The sequence below is a fragment of the Bacillus sp. (in: firmicutes) genome (genome assembly GCA_012842745.1).
In the GTDB taxonomy this organism is placed as follows: Bacteria; Bacillota; Bacilli; order Bacillales; family Bacillaceae_J; genus Schinkia.
This window is the reverse complement of the sequence record DUSF01000017.1, coordinates 14,519-30,067: the sequence shown is the minus strand read 5'-3', so window position 1 is coordinate 30,067 and position 15,549 is coordinate 14,519. Positions and strand designations below refer to the sequence as shown.

General features: G+C 36.0%; 13 protein-coding genes. 8 read left to right on the top strand and 5 right to left on the bottom strand.

Going from position 1 to position 15,549, the window contains the following annotated elements; all coding sequences use genetic code 11:
• The first annotated feature begins 7 nt into the window (after positions 1-7).
• Positions 8-817 (top strand): YihY/virulence factor BrkB family protein, encoded by an 810-nt coding sequence (locus GX497_02270; protein ID HHY72054.1) that lies wholly within the window; start codon positions 8-10, stop codon positions 815-817.
• Between the two features lie 235 nt (positions 818-1,052).
• Here GX497_02270 and cadA read toward each other — a convergent pair whose 3' ends face one another.
• Positions 1,053-2,966 carry a cadmium-translocating P-type ATPase gene (cadA, locus tag GX497_02265; GenBank protein HHY72053.1) on the bottom strand — a complete coding sequence of 638 codons (1,914 nt, stop codon included), beginning with the start codon at positions 2,964-2,966 and terminating at the stop codon, positions 1,053-1,055.
• Between the two features lie 297 nt (positions 2,967-3,263).
• On the opposite strand from cadA, the gene GX497_02260 reads away from it, so the two are divergent.
• Complete coding sequence (locus GX497_02260; protein ID HHY72052.1) at positions 3,264-4,199, top strand: DMT family transporter; 936 nt, start codon at positions 3,264-3,266, stop codon at positions 4,197-4,199.
• Positions 4,200-4,270: 71 nt separating this feature from the next.
• Here GX497_02260 and GX497_02255 read toward each other — a convergent pair whose 3' ends face one another.
• Complete coding sequence (locus tag GX497_02255; GenBank protein ID HHY72051.1) at positions 4,271-4,432, bottom strand: BH0509 family protein; 162 nt, start codon at positions 4,430-4,432, stop codon at positions 4,271-4,273.
• 371 nt (positions 4,433-4,803) lie between these two features.
• Positions 4,804-6,225, bottom strand: coding sequence for an FAD-dependent oxidoreductase (locus GX497_02250; GenBank protein HHY72050.1), 1,422 nt, complete (start codon positions 6,223-6,225; stop codon positions 4,804-4,806).
• A 219-nt stretch (positions 6,226-6,444) separates the two neighbouring features.
• Here GX497_02250 and cax point away from each other — a divergent pair, with 219 nt between their 5' ends.
• From cax to rlmD, 5 genes are all read left to right on the top strand, one after another.
• Entirely contained in the window at positions 6,445-7,503 is a 1,059-nt protein-coding gene (gene cax / locus GX497_02245; protein HHY72049.1) for a calcium/proton exchanger, read from the top strand.
• 60 nt (positions 7,504-7,563) lie between these two features.
• A complete protein-coding gene (locus GX497_02240; protein ID HHY72048.1) occupies positions 7,564-8,400 on the top strand; it encodes a hypothetical protein in 837 nt (278 codons plus the stop codon).
• Between the two features lie 185 nt (positions 8,401-8,585).
• A complete protein-coding gene (locus tag GX497_02235) occupies positions 8,586-10,133 on the top strand; it encodes a fumarate hydratase (GenBank protein ID HHY72047.1) in 1,548 nt (515 codons plus the stop codon).
• 164 nt (positions 10,134-10,297) lie between these two features.
• A complete protein-coding gene (gene pdaA / locus GX497_02230; GenBank protein HHY72046.1) occupies positions 10,298-11,101 on the top strand; it encodes a delta-lactam-biosynthetic de-N-acetylase in 804 nt (267 codons plus the stop codon).
• Between the two features lie 215 nt (positions 11,102-11,316).
• Positions 11,317-12,825 carry a 23S rRNA (uracil(1939)-C(5))-methyltransferase RlmD gene (gene rlmD, locus GX497_02225; protein ID HHY72045.1) on the top strand — a complete coding sequence of 503 codons (1,509 nt, stop codon included), beginning with the start codon at positions 11,317-11,319 and terminating at the stop codon, positions 12,823-12,825.
• 346 nt (positions 12,826-13,171) lie between these two features.
• Here the strand turns inward: rlmD and GX497_02220 are convergent, their stop codons facing one another.
• Both GX497_02220 and GX497_02215 read right to left on the bottom strand, forming a co-directional pair.
• Positions 13,172-14,302, bottom strand: coding sequence for a transposase (locus GX497_02220; GenBank protein ID HHY72044.1), 1,131 nt, complete (start codon positions 14,300-14,302; stop codon positions 13,172-13,174).
• The gene (locus tag GX497_02215) at positions 14,274-14,744 is read right to left on the bottom strand and encodes a transposase family protein (protein ID HHY72043.1); all 471 of its coding nucleotides are present in this window, start codon (positions 14,742-14,744) and stop codon (positions 14,274-14,276) included. Before GX497_02215 ends, GX497_02220 begins: the two co-directional genes overlap by 29 nt.
• Before the next feature lie 144 nt (positions 14,745-14,888).
• On the opposite strand from GX497_02215, the gene GX497_02210 reads away from it, so the two are divergent.
• A complete protein-coding gene (locus GX497_02210; protein ID HHY72042.1) occupies positions 14,889-15,158 on the top strand; it encodes a hypothetical protein in 270 nt (89 codons plus the stop codon).
• Positions 15,159-15,549: the final 391 nt, after the last annotated feature.

The following is a 15,549-nucleotide window of genomic DNA, read 5'->3' as shown; positions in this document are numbered from 1 at the left end:
TTAATAAATGAACTTTATTAAAGAACTATTTAATCGCTTTATTCAAGATGAAGTAATCGGTTTGTCGGCGCAATTAGCTTATTTTTTTCTATTATCTATCTTTCCGTTTTTAATTTTTCTAATTACACTCATCGGTTATTTGCCTATATCCCTTGATGACTTGCTCGGGCTTGTAAGCCAGTTTGCACCTGGCGAAGCAATGGATTTAATAGAAACGAATTTACGGCAAATCATGGAGGGGCCAAAAGGTGGCTTGTTATCTTTTGGTCTGATTGCGACAATTTGGTCAGCATCCAATGGCATTAATGCTATTATCCGTGCCTTAAATCGTGCCTATGGTGTGAAAGAAAGCAGGCCATACTTACTATCAAGGCTAATAGCAATCATCTTAACCATCGCCATGATTGCTGCCATCATCATTGCTTTGTTGTTGCCCGTTTTTGGAAAGGCGATTGGCTTATTTCTTTCTAATTATTTTGGAGTTTCGCAGTCTATTATCGCTATTTGGGACTTTTTCAGAATTTTCATTAGTTTTTTTGTCATGGTCATTGTGCTCGCTGTGTTATATCATTTTGCACCGAATAAAAAACTTCGAATCAGAGAAGTATGGTATGGGGCGTTTTTTGCAACATTCGGCTGGCAGCTTGTTTCGCTTGCTTTTTCTTATTTTGTATTGAACTTCGCAAATTATACAGCTACATATGGAAGCTTGGCTGGAATTATTATTTTAATGATATGGTTTTTTTTATCGGCGATGGTTATTATTTTGGGCGGGGAAATTAATGCAATGATGCGGATTGATAAAAAATCGAGGTAATTAATACAAAGATTGGTGAAGTTTTATTACTATATAGTGTTATGTAAGATGCCATACTATCTTTGAAAAGCATTTCGCTTTCATCATCGAAGGAGGCGTCAACGATGGGTAAAAATCAAAATAAAAAGAAAAGTGGTTCTAAGCATAAAACTTCAAGCAGTGCGAATAAAAAGAATAATTATCACTAATGATAGAAGGGCGGCCCCTCAGCATAAGGCCGCCCTTTTTGTCGGTATTAGTTTTTTAATAAGCGCAGTCCATTTAAAATGACTAGTATTGTACTGCCTTCATGACCAATTACTCCAAAAGGAAGGTCAAGGACTTGTAGGAAATTGGAAGCAATTAATAGCATAATGACTGAAATTGAAAAAATAATATTTTGTTTAATAATCTTGTTCATTCGTTTTGATAATGTAATGGCTTCAGCAATTTTTGTAAGATCATTTTTCATTAAGACAATATCAGCCGTTTCTAAAGCAACATCGGAACCTTCACCCATGGCAATGCCAACACTTGCTGTAGCAAGGGCAGGGGCATCATTGATACCATCTCCAACCATGCCAACTTCTTTGTATTTCTTTTGAAGTTGCTTCAAGTGTTCAACCTTCGTTTCAGGTAAACATTCGGCAATAAAATAATCTACTCCGCTTTCTTTAGCAATGGCTGCACCGGTATGTTGGCTGTCCCCAGTAAGCATAACAGTATGAATACCATTCATTTTTAAAGTCTGAATGGCTTGTTTCGTAATATCACGAACAACATCTTTCAAGGCTAGAATGCCAGCAACGCCATTTTCATCTTTTACATAAACGATTGTTTTGCCTTCACTAGCTAAAGTTTTAGCAATGCCGTTCTGGAAGCTTTCCGCTTCATTAACACCGACAAAATCCTTCTTACCAATTTTCCACTGTTTATTATGAATACAAGCTTCAACACCCCAACCAGCAACATCCTTAAATTGCGCTGGCTCCTCAAATGTGAATGAATACTTTTCTTTTGCAAATTGGACAATCGCTTGTGCCAACGGATGGTTTGAATGATTTTCAATTGATGCTGTTGCAAATAAAAATTCTTCTTCCGTCAAGTCAGGTCGTATGCAAACATCTGTTACTTCTGGTTTCCCTCTCGTTAATGTACCTGTTTTATCAAAAGCAATTGCTTTTAGCGCTATCAGTTTTTCAAGATGAATACCGCCTTTAAAAAGAATACCATGTTTCGCACCGTTTGAAATGGCTGATAATGTTGCTGGCATGATGGCTGCCATCAACGCACACGGCGATGCAACAACTAACAAAATCATTGCTCGATAAAAGGCCTCTTGAAAGCTCCACCCTAAAAGATAATGAGGAAGGAACATCATAAGAACAACAACAACTAATACAACTTTAACGTATGTTCCTTCAAATTTTTCAATAAATAGCTGTGACGGTGCTTTTTCACTTTGAGCATTTTGGACAAGATTAATAATTTTTTGAAATAAACTTTCGGAGCTTTCCTTTGTAATTTCAACGACAATCGAGCCGTTTAAATTAACCGTTCCAGCATAAACTTCATCTTTTGTACTTTTACTTACAGGAATAGACTCTCCTGTAATCGCCGCTTCATCTAAAGTTGTTTCACCACGGATAATCGTTCCATCTGAAGGGACACGTTCACCTGGTTTCACTAAAATATGATCACCGATATTTAATAAGGATACATGTATCTTTTCTTCGGTACCATTTGTAACCCGCAATGCTTCTTCAGGCTGGAGACTCATAAGGCTCGAAATTTCCTTTTTACTTTTATTCATTGTATATGTTTCAAGCGCCCCACTTAATGAAAAAATAAAAATTAGTATCGCCCCTTCTGCCCAGTAACCAATAATAGCAGAACCAATAGCGGCGAAAATCATCAGCATTTCAACGTTAAGTTCCTTTTGGTTTATTGTTGCAGTAATTCCTTCTTTTGCTTTAGCATAACCTCCAATGATAAAGGCGAGGATAAAGATAGCAATCGATGTAGATTCCATGCCGATTTTTGAAAAAATCCACGCAGTCACAATAAAGATGCCACTTACAATTGCAGCGATTAATTCCCAATGCTCGGTCAATTTGTTTAGAAAACTAGACTGTTTCCCTTGCTCTTTTAATTGAGAATTGTTATCTATTACATTATAATTTCCTCCCAATTTAATGCCTCCTTAAAATTCTAATTGATAACTATAATCATGATCAACACTTGAATAAAAGACGAAAACTGCCACGATTGGTGACAGCCTGTCAATAATTATTTTAAATTTTAGTTTATAGTTATTATAAATAAATTATATCATTCAATGGTTAGGATGAAAAGCAAATTTTACAATTTTTGTAGCTATGGCATATAAAAAATATTGTTTATTGGAAAATCACCATAAACGATATAAAATAAAAACTTAGATTATTTTTGAGGGGAAGAGATTAAATTGGCTGCGGAAAAATTTTTTACAAACAAGTATGGGGTTATTATTGCAGCACTACTAGCAACCTTTCTTTGGGGAAGTGCTTTTCCGTTTATAAAGTTAAGCTATCATGAGCTGGATATAGAAAGTGGGGAAACAGCTCAGCAATTATTGTTTGCGGGCTATCGTTTCTTCTTAGCCAGTCTATTCATCATAATTTTTATAGTGATTACAAAAAAGAAAGCAATATTTAAAAAGGAGACGTTAAAACCAGTACTGAAAATTGGTTTTTTCCAAACATTTATCCAATATGTTTTCTTTTATATTGGCTTAAGTTTAAGTACTGGCATTCAAGGCTCGATTATTGCGGGAACTACTTCTTTTTTTCAAATACTATTTGCCCATTTTATGTATAAAGATGAGGCGATAAACTTCCGAAAATCGATTGGTTTGATTGTCGGTTTTACAGGTGTGGTGATTGTTAATTTGACAAAAGGGACATTTGTATTGGAGTTTGGCTTGGGAGAGTTTTTTCTATTGTTATCAGCGATGGCTGGGGCGCTCGGAAATTTATTTGCCCGTAATGGCAGCATGAAAATCGATGTTGCTTATTTAACTGCCTACCAAATGCTTTTCGGCTCGATTGGTTTATTAGTGTCTGGGGCAATGTTCATCGGTTTTGCACCATTTGTTTTTTCCATTAAAGCATTGTGGATGCTTCTTTATTTGTCTTTTTTATCTGCAGCAGGATTTATACTTTGGAATAATGTGATGAAATATAATGAAGTAGGGAAAGTATCGATGTATTTATTTTTCATTCCCGTATTTGGTGTTTTTCTTTCATCAATGTTATTGGGGGAACAGATGCATGCCTATGTTTTAGTAGGACTTATTTTTGTAACAACGGGGATTATTATTGTTAATCGTAAAAAACAAGAAAATCTCGCTCATGCGAAATGAATATAAACTCTTTATTTGTAAAAGGGGCAGTTCTAAGCCAGAAAATCGACTTATGAACTACCCCATTCTTATTACTGAATGATGTTGTCTTCAATAAATTCTTCGTATTGATAATATGTGCTGTTGTAAATGTGCTCGATATCTTCGTCGGTCATATACATTAGCTTTTCATTTTCAAAGCTTCTGTTTTTAGTAATAAATTCAATCATGTTTTTCCGTTCTTGTCTATTCATCCTAAATTCCTCCTAGAATTATATATAATAGGTTACTGTAATAATACAGTTATTCATTTGTTAATTGTATTATATAACAGTACAAGCGAGATGGTCAATGGGATTTTTTGAAAGTTTTGCGAAAAGGGCGTTTTATATAAAAAAACTGAAAAAGCTGAGCTTATATGCCCAGCTTTTTTATACAGATAAAAAAGTATAACTAAATTATGAATGTTTTTTATGGGGTGGGAATAAGGCTACTTTTAAAATTTTTAAATTTAGTGCTAAAAACCTAGTAAATTGATAGGTTTTACATTTTCTTATAAACAATGTTCGTTTAGTTGGCTTCATTTCATTGGGAAGTATCATAAGTTATCATCCTTTCGTTTAATTTACTCGGGAATCATACTCCAGCCAGGGTTTCCTTTCATTTTATATAGGAACATTGTGTGTAAAGTCCGTTTTATCCAAGCACCTGCAAGTCCAATTTCCATATCACATACTTTAAGATCCCTTCCATATTCAGGATACTTTTCGTAATCTGGTGTAACAGGATACATCAAAATTGAAGCAGCTGAACCATTCCATGTTGATTTTCCGAGAGAAGCAATACACGCACCAGGCATTTCTGTCATTGATTCATAATGGGAAGGGGCTTTTCCTTCAATCATATCAATAATATTTAATGCAACTATTTTACCAATAATTCCAGCTGCCATTCCTGTACGCGGTGCAGTTGCGGTTATCACTGTGCCATTTTTCGTAACATGTGGCTTTGATATTGAACCAGGTGGTGCAAAGGCGATTCCGGCTGCGAACATGTTAGGGTAAAATGGTGATTGATATGTTGAAGGCCAATCTGAAGTTTTCAATTCATCCCATTGTTTCCCATAGCCACCGTCAACTAACATAAAACCCCCAGGATTCGTTAGTTTAGAAGAGATCTCATGCCCCGCTTTATCTATATATTTAATTTTTGCTCCTCTAAATTGTGGAATTAACATTGCATAATCAAACTCTGTTTCTCCGTCTTCTCCCGCGTAATTTTCCCAAGTGACCTTTCCGTTTTCAACCTTTTTAACGGCTGTCTGTACTTGATAATAAATGCCTTGTTCAGCAAAAAGGGATTTGGTGAAAGCTTCAGATTTCATAATGTATCCGTGTTTTTGGGCATAAATACCGCCTACGCCTAAATCGCCTAAAGCTGGTTCGTTTGAAATCCACATAATTTTGGCGCGTTCCCTTAATCCTCTTTTTACAAGGTCACTATGAACATTTGTAATATATTCTAATGCCGCTCCTTGACAAGTAGCCTGTCCATGTCCCGTTCCGATTAAAATTTTAACATTTTCTCCTTTTTTCATGCGTTCAACAATTTCTAAATAAGCATCTCTAGCCATTTTGGCGTGGTGGATATTACAAATGGAATGTGAATGTCCGCTGTCAGGCCCTAATCCTTCTGTTCCTTCAAAATTTAAATGAGGTCCAGTAGCATTGATTAAATAATCATACTCCACTTTTTGTGTTGTCCCATCCTTTGCTTCTGTCATTACAAATTGTTCATCTGGATGGATTTCTCTAGCCCAAGCTTGAATAAATGTGATTCCTTTCTTTTTAAAAACAGGTGCTAATTCAAACATTGTTTTTTCAGGTTCCATTTGACCTACGCCAACCCAGACTAATGAAGGTATATAAGTGAATCTTGGCCATGGATTAATAACAATTACTTCATGTTTCTTATCTAACTTTTTTCGTAAATACAATGCTGCTGTTTGTCCCGAAAAGCCAGCTCCTAAAACGACAATCTTCGCCATCTTAATCCCCCTTTTGGCACTTACCAGTGTATTTTAAATACATTATATACCTACTTAGGTATTCAGGGAAGAGGAATTTACTTATATTTTAAAAAATTTGCAAAATTCAACATATCAAATTTGTCGAATTTTTGGCTGAAAATATTTATGTTGTTTTTGGAAATTATAATAGGGGGTTGATATTTTTAGATTTTAACTATGAGGGGTTGGTTCGTTTTTATGGTAAAAAAATTATTCCTGATTCTGGTTTTAGTTGGGGTGCCATTATCAGTTGCAGGAAGTATGTTCCACTTTCCAACGACGGTTATGTTTGCTATATATTGCTTAACAATTATTGCCTTAGCTGGTTATATGGGACGAGCAACAGAGAGTTTAGCTGTGCTCGCAGGTGAGCGGATTGGTGGTTTATTAAATGCAACCTTTGGGAATGCCGTTGAATTAATTATCTCGATTTTTTCGTTAAAGGCTGGTTTAGTTGGTGTTGTGCTTGCATCTTTAACTGGTTCGGTTTTAGGTAACTTACTATTAGTGGCTGGTTTGTCGTTTTTTGTTGGCGGTTTGAAATATAAGCGCCAAGCGTTTAATGTTTATGATGCAAGGCATAATTCAGGTCTGTTAGTTTTTGCTGTAATCGTCGCATTTGTCATTCCAGAGGTTTTTTCACAAGGGATGGTACAATCTCAAAAACTAGCTCTAAGTACGGGAATTTCAATCATTTTAATCATTTTATATTTAGCGGCACTTTTCTTTAAACTTGTTACTCATCGAGGTGTATATCAGCATAAGGCTGATAAGAATGTCGAACACGAAGAGAAAGCTGAATGGGGTATCGGAAAAGCACTTGTGGTTTTATTAATTGCAACTATAGCAGTTGCCTTTGTATCGGAAAAATTAGTACATACATTTGCGGAAGTAGCGGAGACTTTTGGCTGGAGCGAATTGTTTATTGGGGTCATTATCGTGGCGATTGTTGGAAACGCAGCAGAACATGCCTCAGCGATCATTATGGCTTATAAAAATAAAATGAATGTTGCCGTGGAAATTGCTGTGGGCTCAACGCTCCAAGTAGCAATGTTTGTTGCGCCTCTTTTAGTTATAATTTCGCTGTTTTTTGAAACATCGATGCCACTTGTTTTCACGATGCCAGAGTTAATCTCGATGGTTACTGCTGTATTATTAACAATTGTGATTTCAAATGATGGTGATACAAACTGGTTTGAAGGTGCAACATTGCTTGCAGCCTATTCGATTATGGGGATTGGGTTTTATTTGTTATAAATTCCCAACTACTTTTATGGATAAACAAGCAAATTTTCGAAAAAAATACAACTAAGTATTATGAAGGAGGTCACCATTGTGAAGGCGCTAAAAAGTACTGTTATAATAGTAACAATCCTTATGCTTACGTTGTTAAGTTTTCAAAGCACAACTAGCGCAGAAAATTCAAAGTCAAATAAACTAACTAAAATTAAAGTTCCCGACTCAGTTCTTGATATTACAAAAGAAAACACATACCCAAATCCGACCCAAGATCTACCTTATCTGCAACCAAGTGATTTAGCAAAAACCTTGCTCGAAACAACAGATGTACCGATTCAAAACCCGGATCTTATCCGCATTTTAAATGAATCTTCTATTAATACAACGCCTACAGCTGTTGGATTCCGGGCAACAATCTATCTTGGCCAATGGCCATTAAGCTATGAATCGATTGAAACGAATATTAATTGGGAGTATAAACCAGTGAACACAAATAAATTTGATAATCGTGGTGGCAATGCCCCACAAAAAATTCATTATCTTCAAGAAACAGAAACCGTCATTAAAGGTGGTTTAACTTCAAGAATTAATAATGCTGAAGAAGTCCAAAAGATGATGATGTTAACAGCAATGAAAAAAACGGAGCTGCCTTTAGCTTTTGAAACAGTGATTGGACAAGGAACAAAAAAGGATCAAGTTTATAACATCTCACCTAAAAAGTTGGGATATCTTTATGCGTTTGCTCCAGCAGTCAATGAAAAGGGAAAAGTAACCTTTGGTGAAGTTTACCTAGAATTTAAAGGCAGCAAAGCTAAGCTTAATATTAAAAATGTTACTCAACAAGGCATTGGCGCTTGGATACCAGTCCAAGATCATTTATCCTTTAAATTTGTAACAAGTGGAACACCGAAATGAACAACATAAAAGGACCATGGAAAGTAGAGATGTTTTTCTATATATGGTCCTTTTTTATTTGGAAAAACTGAGGTAATCATAATTTTCCTTCTATTTAAGGGTTTCGAAAAAAATCGACAAGGCTTATAATAGTGTTGGAAGTTTACGTTTTTTTCTAAAATGTCAGAGGGGAATGGGGAACTAGAATGGAACAATTATTTGAAAGTATGTACAAATTAGTTGTTGAAACATCTACAAAGTTACCAAAAGACGCACGCCGTGCCATTTACAAGGCAAAATTAAGTGAAAGTGCTGGCACAAGATCAGCAATTTCATTAGACACTATTTCTACTAATATTATTATGGCTGAGGAAAATATCTCACCAATTTGCCAAGACACAGGTCTTCCAACATTTAAAGTAAAAACTCCTGTTGGTGTAAATCAAATGGAAATTAAAGAAGTGATTCGTAAAGCGGTTGCAGAAGCAACAAAAAACGGAAAACTTCGTTCAAACTCAGTTGATTCTTTAACTGGCAGCAATACTGGCGACAACCTAGGGGAAGGAACACCTGTCGTAAAGTTTGAACAATGGGATCAAGATTATATCGATGTTCGCCTAATTTTAAAAGGCGGCGGTTGTGAAAATAAAAATATTCAATACAGTGTACCATGTGAATTAGAAGGTTTAGGACGTGCAGGTCGTGATTTAGATGGTATCCGCAAATGTATTATGCATTCTGTCTATCAAGCACAAGGTCAAGGATGCTCTGCCGGCTTTATCGGCGTTGGTATCGGCGGGGACCGCGGTTCAGGCTATGACCTTGCCAAAGAACAGCTTTTTAGAAATGCAGACGATGTAAATCCAATTGAAGATTTACGTAAACTTGAAGAGTATGTAATGGAAAATGCGAATAAGCTTGGTATTGGCACGATGGGCTTTGGTGGTGAAACTACATTACTAGGCTGTAAAATCGGTGTAGCAAATCGCCTTCCAGCAAGCTTCTTCGTATCAGTTGCTTATAACTGTTGGGCATACCGTCGTCAAGGCGTAAAAATCAACGCTACAACTGGTGCAATCACTGAATGGCATTACCAAGAAGGTGATGATGTTGATTTTGCGAAACAACCTCAAGAAGAAGTTGCTGCAGCAGCAGAAACTACTGATGGACCAAGAGAAGTCGTTTTACAGGCACCAGTAACTGAAGAACAAATCCGTTCTTTAAAAGTTGGTGATGTTGTAACGATTAACGGCAGAATGTACACAGGCCGTGATGCTATCCATCATCATTTAATGGACCACGATGCACCAGTTGATTTAAATGGTCAAATTATTTATCACTGTGGCCCAGTTACGTTAAAAGATGATCAAGGCGTATGGCATGTTAAAGCAGCAGGACCAACAACAAGTATTCGTGAGGAGCCTTACCAAGGCGATATCATGAAGAAATTTGGTATCCGTGCTGTTATTGGAAAAGGCGGAATGGGACCAAAAACATTAAAAGCATTACAAGAGCATGGCGGTGTCTACTTAAATGCAATCGGTGGTGCAGCACAATACTATGCGGATTGTATTGAAAGTGTTGATGGTGTAGATTTATTAGAGTTCGGTCTACCGGAAGCAATGTGGCATTTAAGTGTTAAGGGCTTTAAAGCAGTTGTAACAATGGATTCACATGGTAACAGCTTGCACGAAGATGTTGAAAAATCATCTCTAGAAAAGCTTGCCCAATTTAAAGAGAAAGTATTTAACTAATTTAATTTATTAATGGAGGAAGAGTGCTATTTGAAGGTACTCTTCTTTTTCTAATGGAAAATCATGTTTGGTATGAAACTGTGCCCCTGTCAAAAAATATATTTAAACAGTTGTCAAAAAAGGGGGCACATTTGATGAAAGGTACATTGAAAACAATAGTGCAGATGGTTATAGCTATATTATTACTGTTAAGTTGTACATTTACTATACAAGCTGAAGCAGAAACGGTTCCGAACAAACCTTATCATTGGGGAATGAAAAAAAGCCGGAATGAAGAGCCTGCTGATGCGGGAGAATTATTTAAAAATGTCCTAGCAAAATACGGTTCCTTTTATTTAGGTGACACATCAAAGAAAGAAATTTATTTAACGTTCGATAATGGCTATGAAAATGGCTACACAGCAGATATTTTAGATGTGTTGAAAAAGAAGAAAGTACCGGCAACTTTTTTTATAACGGGCCATTATATAACTGAAAATGCAGACCTTGTAAAAAGAATGGTGAATGAAGGACATATTGTTGGCAACCACTCTTGGCACCACCCCGATCTAACACAAGCAAGTGATATTCGCCTAAAAAAAGAGCTGCAGCTTATTAAAGAGGAGTATGAAAAAGTAACAGGCAGAACAGATATGATGTACCTTAGGCCACCAAGAGGCATTTTTAGTGAACGAACATTAAAACTTTCGCGAGATTTGGGATATGTAAATGTGTTTTGGTCTCTTGCTTTTGTTGATTGGTACGTTAACAACCAAAAGGGTTGGAAATATGCATATGATAATATCGTGGGCCAAATTCATCCTGGAGCTGTTATTCTCTTGCATACCGTATCGGAGGATAACGCTAGAGCTCTCTCAAAAGTTATCGATACTTTAAGGGAGAAAGGATATACGTTTAAAAGCTTAGATGATTTAATGTTGGAAAAGTCAATGCCAAAACCGTTATTGTATCAGAATTATATGAAATAGCGGAGTTTTTTGGTAGTAAAAGGTAATCAGACAATAAAACATGGATTCCGGCCAATAATAGGTCAAACTTGGACAATAAGTGTCTTTCCGTAAACAGAGAACCAGTACTAGGGCTTCATCCTATTACTGGTTTTTCTAATAAAAAACAAGAATTTGCCTGCATATAAAAAATCAACATATAATGAGGATAGACAATAAAGAAATGGAGAAAGAATATGTCCAAGTTAAAGCAAAACAAGCAAAGTTTCGAAACCGATAAAAAAAGGCCCCAATCAAAATCATTTAAAGACAATCAGACAAACATAGCACAGCTACAGGTCGGACAGGAATTTCCGCTCACGATTAAAAGATTAGGTATAAACGGTGAAGGAGTTGGCTTTTTCAAAAAACAAGCTGTGTTTGTACCAGGGGCATTACCAGGTGAGGTCATCGTCGCGGTTGCCACAAAGGTTCTTCCGAATTATACAGAGGCAAAAGTAAAAAAAATCCGTCAAAAATCACCGTACCGCATTCAACCGCTCTGTCCCATTTATGAAGAATGCGGTGGCTGTCAGTTACAACACTTAGATTACAAACAGCAGATAAAAGAGAAGCGGGATATCGTCATTCAAGCATTGGAACGACACACAAATCTAAACATTGATCAACTTGATATTCGTGAAACAATTGGGATGGAACATCCATGGGGTTATCGGAATAAAAGTCAGCTACAGGTAGGGCGTGAAGACCAAAAAATTTTAGCTGGTTTATATGGGATTAACTCACATCAACTCATTGATATTTCCGATTGCTTGGTTCAACATCCAAGTACAAACAAAGTCACTCAAGTAGTCAAAGGAATATTACAAAATCTAGATATTTCAATTTATAACGAAAGAAAACGGCAAGGACTTGTACGGACAATTGTCACTAGAGTTGGTTTTCAATCAGGGGAGATTCAGCTCGTCATCGTTACAGCAAAAAGGGAGTTTCCGAAAAAAGAGCTATTTGTTGCAGAAGTAAAAAAGCAGCTACCAGAAGTCAAATCCATTTTGCAAAATATTAATGGGGAAAAAACGTCCCTTATATTTGGCGAGGAAACAATCCATCTTGAAGGTGAGGAAGTCATCCAAGAAACATTAGGGGATTTATCATTTGAACTCTCAGCACGGGCATTTTTCCAGTTGAATCCTGAGCAAACCGTGAAGCTATATGATGAAGTAAAAAAAGCAGCGCAATTAACAGGGAAAGAAAAAATTGTGGATGCCTACTGCGGTGTCGGCACAATCGGTCTCTGGCTGGCAGATGGAGCAGCAGAAATCCGCGGCATGGACACAATCCCAGAGTCGATTGAAGACGCAAAACTAAATGCAACCAGACATAATTTCAAACATGCAACCTATGTCGTAGGCAAGGCTGAACATTGGCTACCTAAATGGCAAAAAGAAGGATGGCGTCCAGACGTTATCGTAGTAGACCCACCGCGAACAGGCTGTGACCAAAACTTTCTTCAAACCGTGTTAAAGCTAAAACCAAAGCGGATGGTGTATGTATCCTGTAACCCATCAACGCTTGCTAAAGATATTCAGTTTTTAAGCAAGGCATATAAAGTTGAATATATTCAGCCGGTGGATATGTTTCCGCATACATCTCATATAGAATGTTGCGTAGTGCTATATCATAAGGATTATAAAGACGAAGAAACAGGCAAAGAAATGAAGATTGAAGTGGCAGCTGAGTTGTAATATAGGCAAGATAAAGGGCATCTACTTGATGAAGGTAGGTGCTTTTTATGTTGATTATATTAAATAAAGTAATTTGATAATAGCAGGTGCTGTACATTGGTGGCGAAAATTGGAATTCCCTTGCCAGAGCATTTTATTTTTGGATTGAAAAGTAGGATGAGGATATAAATAAATCATTGCAAGGAAAAATGAAGAGGTTTTCAGGAATTTGTAGTCAAAATTTTGTAAGGTAATAATATACTATTTATGTCAATGTATAGTGGAGTAATTTGGAGGGTCTTACGATACTTTGGTGAAAATGTAGGAGTTCTTTTATAAGAAAAGAAATTATTTTTCTAGAATATCGTTACCATCTATATAACACTCGTTTTCTAAGAAGTCGAAAACCTGCACGTCCGTAGAGCAACCTTTTAATGGTCTTTAATCTATTGATCTGCCCTTCTATTGCTCCGTTACTGTATGTGTAATGAATCGATAGTACTATTGAATCAAGTTCCTTGTATAAATAGTTTATAAAACTTTTAATTTCTGGAGTGATGTGGTTATTGATAGATGAAATAAGTTTTTTAATGCACTGGGAGTCGTTTTGGTTTATATTTTCACGAAAATATTGAACAAATCCATATAGTTCTTTAGTGTTAGGAAATGCGGTTAGAGCATAATTAAGATTTTGACGTTCTTCATCGGATAATTGTTGATGCAATTTCCAATAAAGATGCATAATAGCTTTCCGATGACAAGATTTTACAATTGGTGGAACTTGATCTGTCTTCAGCATTTCCTTACGGATTGATGTTACCCGTCGACGGACTGAATCAAAGCCACCTTTAAATCCTTGCTTTTTTATATATTCATAGATTTGACGTGAGGTTGAATGGTTTCTTACCATTTGGTAAATAGTTTCTAAATAAGGATTTAACATTGAAGGATGTGGTCTTCTTTTCTGAATGGGGAAACTCTCCATTTTTATATACTTGGAGATTGTTCTGCGATCTATTTTGTATTTCTTTGAAAGTCCACGAAAAGACATTCCAGCTTGATGATCTAGTTGGATGTTCTGAATTAATTGCCACTTCCTTTCTTGTTTTGGATTTAGTTGGGGGAATTCTTGTTTATTATCTCTTTCTGTAGCTGCTTCTTCATTTTTTTGTTCAATCTTTTCCCAACGTTGAGGGAGCATTCGTTGTAATGCGTTTACCATATACCGATGAAGATTCTGAAGCAAATGGAAACGATCCATGACTTGCACAATTGGTCGTTCAACAGAATCAATGGCCTTTCGGTAGATAGTGGAACCATCTCTTGTCATAAACATAATAGTCGAATGGTTTTTAATCCATTGCGTTACTTCTTCCTGTTTTCTTGTTTCAAGTAAATCAATAGGTTGTCCCGTTTTTAAATCACAAAATAATGTACCATAGTAGCTCCCCTTACGAAAAGCAAAATCATCAATAGCTACAAAAGGGAGAATCTTCATGCTCAGATTGAATGTCCGTACTTTTAATTAAATTTAGCAATGCATCATGACTAGCTGGCATATGCAGACGGTGACATACTTTTTCAGCTTGAAGACAACTCATTGAGAAAGCTAGGGTACGCAAGGTTTCTTCTAATCTAATGGTCTTTCGGCGATAAGGGCTTAACCAGTTTAGCCGTTCTGTAAAGACTTTAGTAGGACAACTTTCTTGATCACAGAACCATTTATGCAAGTGAATAATTAAAGAAATTTCTTGATCATGAATTGGTAAATCATGAACGGACCGAGTGTAGGAACTATGGGGGCGTGAAGAAAAATGACCGCAATAAGGACAAGCCGCCGATTTTGTTTCAAGTTCTAAAATAAGGGTTAGGCGATTTTCCCCTTGAAATGAATATAACAATTTCAAATTCCTATCAAGTCTATGAAGGATTTCAATCATGGTAGATTCCTCCCTTCATGCTACTATTATTATATCACAAAAGGTGTAGTTTGAGCCTTCCCCAAAAGGTCGTAAGAGCCAATTTGGAATATTACGTTATAATTAAACTTGGGTGGAATAATATGTTAATAGGGGTGTGAGCTAATGCATATTTTTGTCTTAAGTTTATGGATTGTAATTACTTTTATATTAATTGATTTCTCGAATATTAGCTATATTGATTATCTAGCTTTTGGTGTTATATTGTTTCTTTTTGCTGTAATTTTAGTTCATTTAAAAAATTCAATAAACATTTTAAAATTAAGAAAAGAAGAATGTGATTTGGAAAAAACAAAATTATGTCTAGAAAAATCTAAATTATGTCTAGAAATTGAATGTTTAGAATTAGAAATACAATCTTTAAAAAGGAAATAGCGTTTTCTAAAAGTGGACAGAGGATTTAGAATTCACAATTAGATGTTAGGATGGATATATCCCCCTTCATCGTCTTATGATATATAGAAAATGTTCCGTAGTGCTAAAGCATGACGAGTATACAGATCAAAAAATGAGATTAAAGTAAAAGCGGAATTGTAATTTAGTTGTGATAAAGGCATCTGCAGAAATGTAGGTGCTTTTTGTCATGGTTATGACTGATTAAAACAATCAGACGTAATGTTGAATTTTAGCAAGCATGTTTAATGCCGCTAGCTGATAAACGAGGTATATAAATAAGGCTTTCGTAGATGAATTTTGTTTTATATATAACCAATAAACTTTTCTTAGTGAAAACATGCTACAATTAATGGTAAAAGGAAACCGACAG